This is a genomic window from Micromonospora sp. NPDC048907 (assembly GCF_055586885.1).
In genome coordinates, this window is the sequence record NZ_JBVJHI010000001.1 from 863,178 (window position 1) to 877,198 (window position 14,021).

15 protein-coding genes and 1 tRNA gene are annotated in these 14,021 nt (G+C 74.5%); 15 read left to right on the forward strand and 1 reads right to left on the reverse strand.

The features are described 5' to 3' along the window. Window positions 1-16: 16 nt before the first annotated feature. From ACZ6PY_RS04345 to ACZ6PY_RS04395, 11 genes are all read left to right on the forward strand, one after another. A complete protein-coding gene (locus tag ACZ6PY_RS04345) occupies window positions 17-946 on the forward strand; it encodes a Ppx/GppA phosphatase family protein (RefSeq protein ID WP_466069409.1) in 930 nt (309 codons plus the stop codon). 95 nt (window positions 947-1,041) lie between these two features. Next, a complete protein-coding gene (locus tag ACZ6PY_RS04350) occupies window positions 1,042-1,374 on the forward strand; it encodes a PadR family transcriptional regulator (RefSeq protein WP_151461256.1) in 333 nt (110 codons plus the stop codon). Next, window positions 1,371-2,363, forward strand: coding sequence for an HAAS signaling domain-containing protein (locus tag ACZ6PY_RS04355; protein WP_466069077.1), 993 nt, complete (start codon window positions 1,371-1,373; stop codon window positions 2,361-2,363). The genes ACZ6PY_RS04350 and ACZ6PY_RS04355 overlap by 4 nt, the downstream gene beginning before the upstream one ends. Before the next feature lie 248 nt (window positions 2,364-2,611). Further along, a complete protein-coding gene (locus tag ACZ6PY_RS04360; protein ID WP_466069079.1) occupies window positions 2,612-3,298 on the forward strand; it encodes a dienelactone hydrolase family protein in 687 nt (228 codons plus the stop codon). Then, window positions 3,291-4,031 carry a uracil-DNA glycosylase gene (locus tag ACZ6PY_RS04365; protein ID WP_466069080.1) on the forward strand — a complete coding sequence of 247 codons (741 nt, stop codon included), beginning with the start codon at window positions 3,291-3,293 and terminating at the stop codon, window positions 4,029-4,031. The genes ACZ6PY_RS04360 and ACZ6PY_RS04365 overlap by 8 nt, the downstream gene beginning before the upstream one ends. 20 nt (window positions 4,032-4,051) lie before the next feature. Beyond that, the gene (locus tag ACZ6PY_RS04370; RefSeq protein WP_466069082.1) at window positions 4,052-4,789 is read left to right on the forward strand and encodes a DUF4129 domain-containing protein; all 738 of its coding nucleotides are present in this window, start codon (window positions 4,052-4,054) and stop codon (window positions 4,787-4,789) included. Further along, complete coding sequence (locus ACZ6PY_RS04375) at window positions 4,786-5,367, forward strand: hypothetical protein (protein WP_466069083.1); 582 nt, start codon at window positions 4,786-4,788, stop codon at window positions 5,365-5,367. Before ACZ6PY_RS04370 ends, ACZ6PY_RS04375 begins: the two co-directional genes overlap by 4 nt. Beyond that, window positions 5,367-6,374: an AAA family ATPase gene (locus ACZ6PY_RS04380; protein WP_262287070.1), complete on the forward strand. Its 1,008-nt coding sequence runs from the start codon at window positions 5,367-5,369 to the stop codon at window positions 6,372-6,374. The genes ACZ6PY_RS04375 and ACZ6PY_RS04380 overlap by 1 nt, the downstream gene beginning before the upstream one ends. Continuing rightward, complete coding sequence (locus tag ACZ6PY_RS04385; protein ID WP_466069085.1) at window positions 6,374-7,738, forward strand: DUF58 domain-containing protein; 1,365 nt, start codon at window positions 6,374-6,376, stop codon at window positions 7,736-7,738. Before ACZ6PY_RS04380 ends, ACZ6PY_RS04385 begins: the two co-directional genes overlap by 1 nt. After that, complete coding sequence (locus tag ACZ6PY_RS04390) at window positions 7,735-8,307, forward strand: hypothetical protein (protein ID WP_466069087.1); 573 nt, start codon at window positions 7,735-7,737, stop codon at window positions 8,305-8,307. Before ACZ6PY_RS04385 ends, ACZ6PY_RS04390 begins: the two co-directional genes overlap by 4 nt. A gap of 102 nt (window positions 8,308-8,409) precedes the next feature. Beyond that, window positions 8,410-9,741: an NAD(P)/FAD-dependent oxidoreductase gene (locus ACZ6PY_RS04395; protein ID WP_466069088.1), complete on the forward strand. Its 1,332-nt coding sequence runs from the start codon at window positions 8,410-8,412 to the stop codon at window positions 9,739-9,741. Window positions 9,742-9,795: 54 nt separating this feature from the next. On the opposite strand, the gene ACZ6PY_RS04400 is transcribed toward ACZ6PY_RS04395, so the two are convergent. Further along, entirely contained in the window at window positions 9,796-11,637 is a 1,842-nt protein-coding gene (locus tag ACZ6PY_RS04400; RefSeq protein WP_466069090.1) for a DUF6311 domain-containing protein, read from the reverse strand. A 90-nt stretch (window positions 11,638-11,727) separates the two neighbouring features. Here ACZ6PY_RS04400 and ACZ6PY_RS04405 point away from each other — a divergent pair. The 4 genes from ACZ6PY_RS04405 (at window position 11,728) to ACZ6PY_RS04420 (ending at window position 14,019) form a co-directional block, all read left to right on the forward strand. Further along, window positions 11,728-11,811: transfer RNA gene (locus ACZ6PY_RS04405), tRNA-Leu, on the forward strand. A gap of 105 nt (window positions 11,812-11,916) precedes the next feature. Next, window positions 11,917-12,759 (forward strand): Bax inhibitor-1/YccA family protein, encoded by an 843-nt coding sequence (locus tag ACZ6PY_RS04410; RefSeq protein ID WP_466069092.1) that lies wholly within the window; start codon window positions 11,917-11,919, stop codon window positions 12,757-12,759. 128 nt (window positions 12,760-12,887) lie between these two features. Then, window positions 12,888-13,646, forward strand: coding sequence for a Bax inhibitor-1/YccA family protein (locus ACZ6PY_RS04415; protein ID WP_466069093.1), 759 nt, complete (start codon window positions 12,888-12,890; stop codon window positions 13,644-13,646). A gap of 52 nt (window positions 13,647-13,698) precedes the next feature. Beyond that, window positions 13,699-14,019, forward strand: a complete 321-nt coding sequence (locus ACZ6PY_RS04420; protein ID WP_466069095.1) for a hypothetical protein — start codon at window positions 13,699-13,701, stop codon at window positions 14,017-14,019. Window positions 14,020-14,021 lie beyond the last annotated feature (2 nt).

The window sequence follows — 14,021 nt, forward strand, 5'->3', positions numbered from 1 at the left end:
AGCCGTGACGACGCGTGTGGCCGCCATCGACTGCGGGACCAACTCCATCCGACTCCTGGTCGCCGACCTGCCCGACCCGTCCGCCGGGCCGCGGGCGCCGCTTGTCGACCGGAGCCGTCGGATGGAGATCGTCCGGCTCGGCCAGGGCGTCGACCGCACCGGCCGGCTCGCTCCCGAGGCGATCGAGCGGACCCGCGTTGCGCTCGCCGACTACGCGTCCGAGATCGAGAAGCTGGGCGCCGAGCGGGTCCGGATGTGCGCCACCTCCGCCTCGCGCGACGCCTCCAACGCGGCCGACTTCCGGGCCATGGTCGAGCAGACCCTCGGCGTCGCACCCGAGGTGGTCACCGGCGACGAGGAGGCCCGGCTCTCCTTCACCGGCGCGGTCCGCGGCCTGCCCGCCGACGCCGAGCCGCCCTACCTGGTGGTCGACATCGGCGGCGGCTCGACCGAGTTCGTGGTCGGCACCCGCGAGGGCGGCGTCCAGGCGGCCGTCTCGATGGACATCGGCTGCGTCCGGATGACCGAGCGCCACCTGCACGGCGACCCGCCCGGCCTGGACGAGGTCGCCGCCGCGCAGGCCGACATCGCGGTCGCCGTGGACCGGGCGCTGACCGCCGTCCCGGGCCGGGAGGCCGCCACCCTGGTCGGGCTCGCCGGGTCGGTCACCACCGTGGTGGCCATCGCTCAGGGGCTCCAGGAGTACGACCCGGAGCGCATCCACCACGCCCGGGTGTCGTACGACCAGGTCGCCGAGGTCACCGCCGACCTGCTGGGGAAGACCCGCGAGCAGCGGCTGGCCATCCCGGTGATGCACCCGGGCCGGGCCGACGTGATCGGCGCGGGCGCGCTGGTGCTCCGGGTCATCATGGAGCGCGCCGGGATGCCCTCGGTGGTCGCCTCCGAACACGACATCCTCGACGGCATCGCCTGGTCCCTGGCCTGAAAGGGCGCGACGCCGGGCTGGTCCACGACACACCACATGCCCCTCGACTACCGTGTTCTTGACGGTACTGCGTAATCCGCACTAGTGTGCGGAGCGTGGATACCACGCAGCTCCTCAAGGGCGTGCTCGACCTCGCCGTTCTCGCCGTGCTCAAGGAGGAGGACGGCTACGGTTACGACATCCTCCGCCGGCTGCGCGAGGCCGGCCTGGAGGAGGTCGGCGACGCCTCGGTCTACGGCACTCTGCGCCGGCTCTTCGCCGCCGGGCTGCTGACCACCTACGTGGTGCCGAGCGAGTCCGGGCCGCACCGCAAGTACTACTCGCTCAACGTCGCCGGCCGGGACCAACTCACCCGCTCCGGCAAGACCTGGCGCTCCTTCGCCACCACCATGGACGCACTGCTCGACGATCGGGGGATGGCGGCATGACCGTCACTGGGCAGGAGATCGCGGACTACGTCGACCGGGTGCGGGCAGCCCTGGCCGACCTGCCGCCCGCCGTTCGCGACGAGCTGACCGAGGACCTCCCGGAGCACCTCGCCGAGGTGGCCGCCGAGGCCGAGGGCACCCTCGTCGACCGGCTCGGCACGCCGGAGGCGTACGCGGCCGAGCTGCGGGCCGCCGCCGGCGCCGAGGCGGGAGCCGGTCCGGGACGCCGGCGCCGGCGACTGGCCGCCGCGCAGGCGCGCGCCGGGACCCAGCTGCGCGCCCTCGACACCCAGCTCGGCCCGCTGCTCGGGCAGTCCTCGGTGAGCGAGTTCCTCCGCCCGCTGCGTCCCGCCTGGTGGCTGGTGCGCGGCTGGCTGGCGGCACTGCTGATCTCCGTGGTGCTCGGCGAACCGTCCGCGCTGCTGCCTCGGCTCGACGGCAGCGTGCTGGCCGGGCTCTTCCTGCTCGGCGGCGCCGTTCTCGTCTCGGTGTGGCTGGGCCGCCGCTCCGCCGGCTTCCGGGGCTGGCCCCGGCGGCTGCTGCGGCTGGGCACCGGGGCCCTGCTGCTCTTCTCCTTCGCCCTGCTGGTCGACGTCGACCAGCACGCCAGCTCCGACCAGTTCGGCAGCTACCAGGAGGTCTCGGTCGGCGACCGGTACGACTCGATCGAGGACGTCTTCGTCTACGACCAGGAGGGGCGGCTGATCCGCAACGCCCAGCTCTTCGACCAGAACGGCGTGCCCATCCGGCTCGGCTGGCCGACCTGCCTGAGCGCGGACGGCACCATGCCCCCGCCGCGCAACGTCTACCCCTACTGCCCCGACCGGGCGCCCTTCGGGGCGCCGGCGCCGGCCCCGGCGGCGCCGACCGTGAGCGCGCCGCCCGCGAGCGCCGTTCCCGCCCCGGGCGGGAGCGCCGGCCCCGCGCCGACCGTGACTCCGTCGGCCGCGCCCAGCGAGAGCACGCCGACGCCGACGCCGACCCGCTGACGCCGACACCGAGGGGGTGCCCACCGGCCGGTGGGCACCCCCTCGGTGCGTCCACCGTGGAGGACCTCGCTGGCGGCGCACGACCGTCGCGGGTGGCTACCCGCGCCGTCCCGTCCACCGGGCGAACAGGAGGTGAATGCCACTGTTCTTCCGTCTTCCCCGGGCCGGTGAGCGCGTGGCACGCTACCGGCACGTGACACCCACTGTGCGACCAGCCAACGATGACTGACCGCTAGGAGGACGGGCCCATGGGCGAGATGGTGAGCTTCACCGGTAACGGGGGGACGAGCGAGGGGTATCTCGCGATACCCTCCGGCGGTGCGGCCAGCCCGGCGGTCATCGTCATCCAGGACTGGTGGGGCCTGGTGCCCCACGTCCGGGCGGTGGTGGACCGCTTCGCCGAGGCCGGTTTCGTCGCGCTCGCGCCGGACTTCCGGCACGGCGGTCCGGCGAGCAAGCCGAGTGAGCCGCGGCAGATGTTGAACAGCACCCAGATGGACGAGGCGGCGAGCGACATCGCGGCGGCGGCGGAATACCTCGCCAACCGGCCCGAGGTCGCCGGCAAGGTGGGCTGCGCGGGGTTCTGCGCCGGCGCCAGCCTGGCGCTCTGGTCCGGCACGTTCTCCGAGCGGATCGTCGCCACCGCCGGCTTCTACCCGCGACTGCCCTGGGAGGGCATGAGCGCCGAGTGGGCCGGCTACGCCGGCAAGGCCGCGCTCGTCCACTGCTCGGAGGCGGACGGCCTCTCCGCCGCCGACGGGGTGCAGAGCGTGCGCCGGGCCATCGAGTCCGCCGGCGGCACCTGCCAGACCTACGACTACCCGGGCACCGCGCACGCGTTCTTCAACGAGGACCGGCCCGAGCACTTCGACCAGCGGGCCGCCGCCACCGCCTGGGCCCGCACGCTGGAACTCTTCCGGGCCAAGCTTGGCTGAGTCGCGTACCCCCGACGAGGTCGTCGCCCGCGCCGCGCGGGCGACCGACCTGGCGGACCTCGACGGCGCGGTGAGCGACTGCTTCGCCTGCCCCCGCCTGGTGGTCTGGCGGGAGGAGGTGGCCCGGGTCAAGCGGGCGGCGTTCCGCGACCAGGACTACTGGGGGCGGCCGGTGCCCGGCCTCGGCCCGGGCGACGCGCGGATCGGCATCCTCGGCCTGGCGCCCGCCGCGCACGGCGGCAACCGCACCGGCCGGATCTTCACCGGGGACCGCTCCGGCGACGTGCTGTTCGCGGCGCTGCACCGGGCCGGGCTGGCCAACCAGGCGACGAGCGTGTCCGCCGACGACGGCCTCACCCTGCGGGACACCCGCATCTTCGCCGCCGTGCGGTGCGCGCCGCCGGACAACAAGCCCACCCCGGCCGAGCGGGACACCTGCGCGCCGTGGCTGCACCGGGAGGTCACCCTCATCCGGCCCACCCTGCGCGTCGTGGTCGCGCTGGGCGCGTTCGCGTGGGCCGCGTGGTGGCCGGTGCTGCGCCACGTGTACGGGCAGCGCCCGCCCACGCCGCGCCCCGCGTTCGGTCATGGGGCACACTGGTCCGGCACGTCCGCACCGGCGCTGCTCGGCTGCTACCACGTCAGCCAGCAGAACACCTTCACCGGGCGGCTGACACCAGCGATGTTGGACGACGTGTTCGCCCGGGCGAAGGACCTGGCCGGGGTGGACTGAGGAATGCGTGGGGCGGTGGGATGGACCTCGGCGTGCTGCGCAGGTGGTGGCCGGTCGCTGCGGTGACCCTGCTGCTCGCCGTCGGCGCGCTCGCCGCCGGGCACTCGACGATCGGGGCGAGCCGCATCCCGCCCGCCGCGGACACCATCCCGTACGTGCCCGACTACCCCACGGCCGAGCCCGCGCCCTCGATCACCGTCGAGCCCCGGGATCTCGGCACGCCCACCTCCGGCGGCATTCCCGACTGGCTCGTCACCGCCGCCATCGTGCTGCTCGGGGCGGCGGTCCTGGCCGCGGTCGGGTACGTGCTGTGGACCGTGGTCGGCGGGGCGCTGCGCCGGACGACACGCGCCGTGCCGCGGCAGCGGGCCCGGCGCACCGCCGAGGGCACCGCCCGCGAGGTGGTGGCCGCGCTGGACGCCGGCCTGGTGGAGCTGGACGACCGGTCCACCGATCCGCGCACGGCGGTGATCGCCTGCTGGGTCCGGCTCGAGGAGGCCGCCGAGGAGGCCGGGGTGCCCCGGCGCGCGGGGGACACCCCCACCGACCTGGTCAGCCGGTTGCTGCGCGGCGACCCGGCGGCCGGAGTCCCGGCGATCGCCAGCGCCGACGTGCTCGACGGCTTCGCGCACGTCTACCGCGAGGCCCGGTACGCCACCCACACCGTCGACGAGCGGATGCGGGACCAGGCCCGGGCCGCCCTGCGCCGGCTGCGTGGCGAGCTGACCACGGCGGCCACCGGCGAGGTGACGGCATGAGCACCAGCATCGACGACCTGCTCTCGTCCGCCGGGGAGCCCGCCGAGGAGGCGCGGCGGCCGGGCGGTGGCCGGGCGCGCTGGGTGCTGCGCAGCCTCGCGGTCACCGCCGCGATCGTGGTGGTGGTCGTCGTCGGGCTGCGCGCGGTCGGCCTCCAGGTCTCGCTCTGGATCGTCGTGGCGGGCGTGCTGGCCGTGCTGGCGGTCCGGCGGGTCACCGCCGAGCTGTCGCCCCCGCCGCCGTCGCGGGCCGGCGCCCGCGCCCCGGCCGGCGAGGAGCCCGGCACCTGGAACTGGTCCGCCCGCGACGCCCTGCGCGCCGCCGTCAACAAGTGGGAACGCCCGCTGGACTGGTGCTCCGGCAACCGCGAGCGGTTCACCGAGCGGGTGCTGCCCCGCCTCGGCGAGCTGGCCGACGAACGGTTGCGCCAGAAGCACGGCGTCACCCGCGAGTCCGACCCGGCCCGCGCCCGTGCCCTGCTGGGCGAGCCGCTGTGGACCTTCCTCGGCACCCCCGCCCGCCGCCCCCCGTCGCCGCGCGACCTCGCGGTGATCGTCGCCGAACTGGAGAAGCTGTGATGAACGACGTGGACCGGAGCATGCCCCCCGCCGAGGTCGGCCGGCTGGCCCGCGCGGTGCTCGACGCGGTCGGCACGGTCGTGGTCGGCAAGCGGGAGGCGCTGGAGCTGGTCCTGGCCGGCATCCTGGCCGGCGGCCACGTGCTGCTGGAGGACCTGCCCGGCCTGGGCAAGACGCTCACCGCGCGCTCGTTCGCGCAGGCCCTCGGCCTGGACTTCCGCCGTCTCCAGTTCACGCCGGACCTGCTGCCCGCCGACGTCACCGGCTCGTTCCTCTACGACCAGCGCAGCGGCGACTTCTCGTTCCGGGCCGGCCCGGTCTTCACCAACCTGCTGCTCGCCGACGAGATCAACCGGACCCCGCCGAAGACCCAGTCGGCGCTGCTGGAGGCCATGCAGGAGAAGCAGGTCTCGGTGGAGGGCGTCACCTACCGGCTGGACGAGCCGTTCCACGTGCTCGCCACCGCCAACCCGATCGAGTACGAGGGCACCTACCCGCTGCCCGAGGCGCAGCTCGACCGGTTCCTGCTCCGGGTCTCGTTCGGTTACCCGAACCACGACGAGGAGTGGGAGGTGCTGCAACGGCGGATCGCCCGCCGACGCGAGGAGGCCGAGATCAAGCCGGTGGTGGACGCCGGCACGCTGCGCGCCATGCAGGCCGCGCTGGAGGACGTGGTCGTCGAGGACTCCATCGGCCGGTACATCGTGGCGCTCACCGCGGCCACCCGGGAGCACCCGTCCGTGCTGGTCGGCGCCTCGCCGCGTGGTTCGCTGGCGCTGCTGCTGCTGTCCCGGGTGCGCGCGGTGCTCGGCAACCGGGACTACGTGGTGCCGGAGGACGTCAAGGCGGTGGCGGCGCCCGCGCTGGCCCACCGGATCACCCTGCGGCCGGAGATGTGGCTGCGCCGGGTCGATCCGTCCTTCGTGGTCGGTGAGGTGCTGGAGTCGACGCCCGCCCCGGCCAGCGGCGCGCTGCCCAGCTACGCGGCCGGGCCGTCCGGACGCTGATGGCCGACCGTCAGGAACCGGCGAGCGGCTGGGCGCCCACCCGGGCGCTCGGCCGGGCCGTGCTGCTCACCGGCCTGCTGCTGGTCGCGGCGGTGCTGCTCGGCCGGATCGACCTGGTCGTGCTGGCCACCCCGTTCGCGCTGGGCAGCGCGTACGCGCTGCGCCGCCGGCCCACGGCCCTTCCCGACCTGGAACTCGGTGCCGGGGACGCGCACCTGGTCGAGGGCACTCCGATGGCCGCCACGGTGGCGGTCGCCAACCCGGACACCGTCTCCTACGACGTGGCGGTGGTGCGGACGCGGATGTCGCCCTGGCTGCGGGTGGAGAAGGTCGGCTTCGGCGGGGCCGGGGTGGACGTGAGCCGCTCCGGCGGTGCCGACCGGCCCTTCGTCACCTCGGTGCCGTCCGGCTCGGCCGTCGACCTGGAGTTGACCGGGACGGCGCTGCGCTGGGGGCGGCACCCGGTCGGGCCGGCCGGCGCCCGGGTCGCCGCGGCGGACGGGCTGCTCGTGTCGCGGGCGGTGGTCACCGGGGCGGTGCGGATGCGGGTCTACCCGATGACCGAGCCGTTCGAGGCGGTCGAGGCGATGCCCCGGGCCGCCGGCCTGGTCGGCGCGCACCACTCACGCCGGCCGGGGGAGGGCGGCGAGCTGGCCGGGGTCCGCGTCTTCGCGCCCGGGGACCGGCTGCGCCGGATCGACTGGCGGGTCTCGCTGCGGGCCCGCCAGTTGCACGTGGCGGCCACCCTCTCGGACCGGGACGCCGAGGTGGTGGTGCTGCTCGACGTGCTGGCCGAGGCGGGCCGCTCCGGCGGCGTACGCGGGGCGGCGTCCGTGCTGGACACCACCGTCCGGGCGGCCGCCGCGATCGCCGAGCACTACCTGCACCGGGGCGACCGGGTGGCGTTGCTGGAGTACGGCCCGGCCGCCCGCCGGCTGCGCCCGGCCACCGGCCGCCGGCAGTACCTGACCGTTCTGGAGTGGCTGCTCGACGTCACGGCCGAGTCCTCCCCGCACGAGCCGTACGACCAGGTCTTCGGCCCGCAGCTGCTCTCCTCCGACGCGCTCGTGGTGGTGCTCACCCCGCTGCTCGACGAGCGGTCGGCGCAGATGCTGGCCCGGATGGCCCGGGGCGGGCGGTTCGTGGTCGCGGTGGACACCCTGCCGGCCGAGCTGCCGGTGCCGACGGACCGGGGCTGGGCCGAGGTGGCGTACCGGCTGTGGCGGCTGGACCGGGACACGATGATCGGCCAGCTCCGCGAGCACGGCGTGCCGGTGGTGCGCTGGGCCGGCGCCGGCAGCCTCGACCAGGTGCTGCGAGACGTCGCCCGGCTGGCGACCGCGCCGAAGGCGGGTATGCGATGAGTGGTCTCGTCGAGGGGCTGAACGAGCGCGTGAACGCGCTCCGCTACGCGGTGCGGCGGGTCAGCCCCACTCCGCTGCTGGTGCGGGCCGGCATCTTCCTCAGCGTGCTGGTCGGCCTCCTGGTCGCGTACCCGGCACAGGCGTTCACCCCGCGGTCGCTGCTGGCCTTCACGGTGGTGGCGGTGCTGCCGGCGGTCGCTCCGCGCCGGCTCTGGCCGACGTTCGCCGCGCTGGTCACGGTCGGCGGCTGGCTGCTCGCCACGCTCGGTTTCGACCGGCCGCCGGCGCTGTGGCGGCTGCTCGCCGTGGCCACGCTGCTCTACCTGGCGCACACGCTGGCCGCGCTTGCCGCGCTGCTGCCCTACGACGCGGTGGTCGACCCGGATCTGGTGTTGCGCTGGCTGGGCCGGGCCGGCGGGGTGGTGCTGGCCGCCGCCGTGCTCGGCATCGTGCTGGCCTGGCTCGGTGGGGTCGGTGGGGACCGCGGTTCGCAGGTGGCGACGGTGGTCGGACTGCTGGTGGCGGTGGGTCTCAGCGGCCTTCTGGCGTGGCTCCTGCGTCGCAGATGACGGGACATCCCGGGACGTTGCGCAGGTCACAGGGGTTGTGCTCCGTCACAGAAGGGGGTCTCGATCGGGATTACCCGAGCCGCCCGGGGAAAGATAGATGACGTGAATCCGAAGCGGATCCTTGTCGTGGGTGCCGGGCACGTGGGCCTGTACGCCGCTCTGCGCCTGTCCAAGAAGCTGAGCTCCCGTGAGGCCGAGGTCATCGTCGTCGACCCGCAGCCGCACATGACGTACCAGCCGTTCCTCCCGGAGGCTTCGGCGGGCAACATCTCCCCACGGCACGCTGTGGTGCCGCTGCGGCGGGAGTTGCGCAAGTGCAAGGTCGTGGCCGGCACGGTCACCCGGATCGACCACGACCGGAAGACCGCGGTCGTGCAGCCGATCAGCGGCCCGACCCGGGAGATCCGGTACGACCACGTGGTGGTCGCCCCCGGCTCGGTCTCCCGCACCCTGCCGATCCCCGGCCTGCACGAGCACGGCATCGGGTTCAAGACCATCGGTGAGGCCATCTTCCTGCGTAACCACGTGCTGGACCGGCTCGACGTGGCTGCCGCGACGACCGACCCGGACGTGCGCAGCCGTGCGCTGACCTTCGTTTTCGTCGGCGGTGGTTACGCCGGCATCGAGGCGCTCGCCGAGATGGAGGACATGGCCCGGGACGCGCTGCGCTACTACCCGGAGCTGAAGCCGGAGGACATGCGCTGGGTGCTGGTCGAAGCCACCCAGCGGGTGCTGCCCGAGGTCGACCGGGACATGGGCGCCTATACGGTGCAGGAGCTGCTCAAGCGGAACATGGACATCCGCCTGGACACCCGGCTGGAGTCCTGCGTCGACGGGGTCGCGAAGCTCTCCGACGGGTCGGTCTTCCCGTCCGACACGATCGTCTGGACGGCGGGCGTCAAGCCGTCGCCGATGCTGGACGCGACGGACTTCCCGCGGGACGAGCGGCGCCGCGTCACCTGCCTGCCCACCCTCCAGATCGTGGACGGCGACCGGGTGGTCGAGGGCGCGTGGAGCGCCGGTGACTGCGCCGCGGTGCCGGACCTGACCAAGGAGCCGGGCAACTTCTGCTCGCCCAGCGCGCAGCACGCGGTCCGGCAGGCCGCCCGGATGGCCGACAACATCGTGAACGTGATCCGCGGGCGCGAGCCGGTCGACTACAAGCACAAGCACGCGGGCAGCGTCGCGAGCCTCGGCCTGCACAAGGGCGTGGCCCAGGTCTACGGCGTGAAGATGACCGGCTGGCCGGCCTGGTTCATGCACCGCACGTACCACATGTCGCGGATCCCCTCGTTCAACCGCAAGGTCCGGGTCGTGGTCGACTGGTCGCTGGCCTTCTTCCTCAAGCGTGAGGTGGTCGCCCTGGGCCAGCTGCACGACCCGCGCGAGGAGTTCGCCGAGGCGTCCGCGCCGCCGGTCGGCGCGCGCGTCTGAGACGACCGGAAAGGGCCCTTCCCGCACGGGAGGGGCCCTTCGCCGTGTCCGGGGTCAGAACCGCCAGGTCCAGGCGTCGGCGATCCGGGTGCCGGGGCCGAAGAGCTGCTCCAGGGTCCGGCGCAGGGTCTCGGCGTGCGGCGCGTCGTCGGTGAGCGCCACGCAGGAGGCGCCCCAGAACTCGATGTCCCGGGCGGCCTGCCGGCGCTGCCGGTCGCCGACCGCCGGCGCCACTCCCCGCCGGGCCGCGTCGGCCAGCAGGGCGGAGGTGGGGCGCTGGTACGTGCCCATGGTGGCCGAGCCGTTGCGGCCGTACGGGCCGATGAAGAAGCCCTCCGGCATGCCGAAGGCGGCGTCGGCGGCGGTGCCCCAGCGCATCGGCCAGGGGTCCTTCGGGGTGGCCGTGGGCACCGGCACCAGCACCCCGCCGGGGCGTACGCACTGCCGCCAGTGCCCGCCGGTGACGAACTCCGGCAGCGGCGGCCGGTCGGTGGTGGGCAGCGGCGCGGGGAAGACGCTGAGCAGGGCCGCCCCGACCGCGACGGGAACCAGCCGGCGGGCCGGCCCCCGCTCGCCCAGCGCCCGGTGCACGGCCAGCGTGAGCACCGTCCCGACCAGCGGCAGCACGGCCAGGCCGAACCGCATGGGCAGCGCGCCGTCCACCACGGGCAGGCCGGCCAGCAGGGTGTACGGGCCGGGCACCCCGGTCCGCTCCCCGCCGACGACCACCTCGGGGCCGAGCGAGAGCGCCGCCATGACCAGCGCACCGGCGACGCAGGCGACGACCAGGGCGCGCCGGCCCAGCCAGACGACGCAGCCGGCGGCCACCAGCACCAGCGGCCAGCCCAGGAAGCCGTTGAACTCGGCCGGGCCGGTGGTCAGCCGGAACGCGTCGGCCCCGCCCAGCACGGACAGCGGGGAGAGCCGGGTCCAACTGGTCAGGTCGGCCGAGAAGTAGTGCGGGCTGAACATCCCGTCCGAGACGCCCTGCGGCCCGGCGAACTGCAGCCACAGCGGGTACCCCAGCACGAGCAGGGCCAGCCCGGCGGCGCACATCAGCCCACCCGCGAAGCCGGGCAGCGCCCGGCGCAGCAGCGCCCGGTCGGCCAGCCCGTACGCGACGGCCATGACGAGCAGGGTGAGCGCCGTGAGGAAGAGCACCTCCTCGCCGACGAAGACCTGGACGGTGACGGCCGTGGCCAGCCCGAGCGCCGAGGTGGCCAGCCGGCGGCGGTCCGGGCCGTCCGGGCGGCCGGCCGGGTCGGCGGCCCGGAGCAGCCGGACCACCAGCCAGACGATGACCGGGACCAGCCACTGGGCGGTCATGTGCAGGTGCGCGTTGCTCTGCGAGACCATGCCCGGGCCGAAGCCGCAGAGCGCCGCGCCGAGCCCGGCGGCGAGCCGGCGGGCCCGCAACGTCCGGTTCAGGAGCAGGTACCAGGCCAGCGCCGTGCCGGCCAGGTTGGCCGGGGCCAGCAGGGCGAAGGTGACCGGTGCCCCGAGGACGAGGGTGACCGGGGCGAACAGCACGCCGAGCGCGATGACCGTGGTGTTGGTCATGAGGTTCACCCCGTCCGGCGCGTTGAGCCGGTCGGTGACCAGGCCGAAGTCGCCGAGCAGGGCACGCGAGTCGACGGCCAGGAACCACTCGTAGAGGGTCTGGTCGGCCGGGTTGAGGGCGAGCACCCGCTGCCCGGGCGCCGGCCACAGCCCGTGGGTGAGCCAGCCGGCGAGCGCGGCGAAGAGCACGCCGACCAGCAGGTCCGCGCGGTGCCGGCGGCCGGCGGCCAGCAGCCGCGCCGCCCGGCCCGAGCGGGTCGCCGGGTCGAGGCGGACTGCCTGGTCGCGGTCCGGTCCGGGGGCCGTGCGGGCGGCGCTGGTCACGGCCTCGACCATATCGGCCGGGCCCTGCGGGGTACGCCGGGCCGCGACGCAGCCGCTACGGTGAGATCTGCACCGCCGCGTGTCGACGCGCCGGTGTCACCCGCCCGGGTGGTGGAAAGGCAGACACGGCCGCCTTAAAAGCGGCTGCCGAGAGGCATGCGGGTTCGACCCCCGCCCCGGGCACCACACTCTCAGCTTTCCCACAGCTTCGCGCGGCGCGCGGCATTGCCCCCGCGTCTACCCTGGAGAGGCACGTTCACGTGCATCGACCCCCTGAGGGAGGCCTGAGAAGTGAAGACCTCGAACCCGGTGCTCGCCCGGCTCGGCCAGGCGGCTGAGCGGGAGCGGGCGGCCGGGTACGCCCAGCCCGGGCCGTACGGTCAGCCCGGATACCCCCAGCAGTACCCGCAGTACCCGCAGCAGCAGCCGTACCCCACCGGGCACGGCTTCCCGGCGGCCCCGCCCACCGTGACCCCGATGACCCTCGACGACGTGGTCGTCAAGACGGTGCTGATGCTCGGCATCCTCGGCGCCTCGGCCGCCGCGGCGTGGGTGCTCGTGCCGGACGCCCTGACCGGCGTGGCCTGGATCGGCGCGGCGGTGGTCGGCCTGGTCCTCGGCCTGGTCATCTCGTTCTCCCGGATGGCCAACCCGGCGCTCGTGGTGGCGTACTCGGTCGTCGAGGGCGTCTTCGTCGGCATGGTCAGCAAGACGTTCGACACGCTCTACGACGGCATCGTGCTCCAGGCCGTGGTCGCCACCTTCGGCGTCTTCTTCCTGATGGCCGTGATCTACAAGGCGCGGATCATCAGGGCCACCCCGAAGTTCGCCCGCATCATGGTGGCGATCATCGCGGGTCTGTTCGGCGTCATGCTGATCAACCTGGTGCTCGCGCTTTTCGGCGTCAACACCCACCTCCGGGACGGCAGCCCGCTCGCCATCGGGTTCAGCCTGGTCTGCATCGTGGTCGCCGCGCTGAGCTTCGTGCTCAACTTCGCGGAGATCGAGGAGGGCGTCCGGATGGGGCTCCCGCAGCGCTACTCCTGGACCGCCGCGTTCGGCATCGTGGTCGGCCTGGTCTGGCTCTACCTGGAGATCCTCCGGCTGCTCAGCTACTTCCAGGGCGACGACTGACCAACCCCGCCCGACCTGCGACGCCCGCCTGCCGCGCCCGCGGCGGCGGGCGTCGTCGTTTGCCCGCCACCGCCCGGCCGCCCGGGGCAGAGTGGGAAGCCGGGGTACGTCGGCGCGAGGAGGTCGCGGTGCGCAGTGCCAACCCGGTGCTGGACCGGCTGGACGACGTCGGCCGTACCGAGCGGCAGGTGCTCGGCGTGGGCGCCGCCGACACGATGACGGTGGTCGACGTGGTCAGCCGGACGGTCGGGCTGCTGCTGCTCACCGGCGTCACCGCGGCGGTGGCCTGGGCGCTCGTGCCCCAGGCCGCGTGGATCTCCGCGGCGCTCGCCGGCAGCGCCCTGGCCAGCCTGGCGCTCGTGCTGGTCATCTCGTTGAAGCAGCTCACCAACCCGCCGCTGATCGCCGGGTACGCGGTGCTCCAGGGGCTGCTGCTCGGCGTGGCCAGCCGCGCCTTCGAACTCGTCTACCCCGGCATCGTGGCGCAGGCGGTGGTCGGCACCTTCGGGGTCTTCCTCGGCATGGCGCTGCTCTACCGGGCCCGGCTGATCCGGGCCACCCCGCGGCTGGCCCGCCTGGTCGTCGGCACGCTCATCGGCATCGTGGCCATCGGCCTGGTCAACCTGGTCGCCTACCTGTTCACGGGGCGGCAGGGCGTCGAGGTCTACAGCCTCAGCGCCCGGGTCGGCTGGCTGCCGTACCTCTTCTCGGTGGTCGCCATCATCGCCGGGGCGCTCAGCTTCGTGCTCGACTTCGACCTGGTCGAGCGGGCCGCCCGCAACGGCCTGCCCCGCCGGTACGCCTGGTTCTGCGCCTTCGGCCTGCTGGTCGGGCTGATCTTCCTGTACTGGCAGATCCTGCGCCTGCTCAGCTACGTCCGCCGCTGACCGTGCGACAACGCCGGCCCGGCGACCGGGCGCCGTCGTAGACTCGGCCGCGATGAGCGCAGCGGAACTGGACCGGGCGGTGGCGCTGCTGGTCCGACAGGTCGGGCACTGGGAGCAGCCGCGCTGGTCGGCGGCGGCCGAGGGCGGCAACGTGTCCCGCGCCGACCTGGTGCACAAGCTGGTCCAGGAGATCGCCAACCTGGCGGCCGACGCCGAGGGCGAGCCGCGCCGCGAGGTGCCCCGGCTGTCCAGCGACCTGGCCCTGCCCGACCAGCTCCGGGTGGTCGCCGCCGACCTGCTGGCGGCCGGCGCGCCGGAGCCCGTGCTGGCCGAGGCGGCGACCGCGGTCGCCCGGACCCGTTCCGCGCTCTAGCC

Coding starts and splice junctions, on each gene's coding strand:
- ACZ6PY_RS04355 (WP_466069077.1), top strand. CDS start 1,371: ATGACCGTCACTGGGCAGGAGATCGCGGACTACGTCGACCGGGTGCGG.
- ACZ6PY_RS04360 (WP_466069079.1), top strand. CDS start 2,612: ATGGGCGAGATGGTGAGCTTCACCGGTAACGGGGGGACGAGCGAGGGG.
- ACZ6PY_RS04370 (WP_466069082.1), top strand. CDS start 4,052: ATGGACCTCGGCGTGCTGCGCAGGTGGTGGCCGGTCGCTGCGGTGACC.
- ACZ6PY_RS04375 (WP_466069083.1), top strand. CDS start 4,786: ATGAGCACCAGCATCGACGACCTGCTCTCGTCCGCCGGGGAGCCCGCC.
- ACZ6PY_RS04380 (WP_262287070.1), top strand. CDS start 5,367: ATGAACGACGTGGACCGGAGCATGCCCCCCGCCGAGGTCGGCCGGCTG.
- ACZ6PY_RS04385 (WP_466069085.1), top strand. CDS start 6,374: ATGGCCGACCGTCAGGAACCGGCGAGCGGCTGGGCGCCCACCCGGGCG.
- ACZ6PY_RS04390 (WP_466069087.1), top strand. CDS start 7,735: ATGAGTGGTCTCGTCGAGGGGCTGAACGAGCGCGTGAACGCGCTCCGC.
- ACZ6PY_RS04400 (WP_466069090.1), bottom strand. CDS start 11,637: ATGGTCGAGGCCGTGACCAGCGCCGCCCGCACGGCCCCCGGACCGGAC.
- ACZ6PY_RS04420 (WP_466069095.1), top strand. CDS start 13,699: ATGAGCGCAGCGGAACTGGACCGGGCGGTGGCGCTGCTGGTCCGACAG.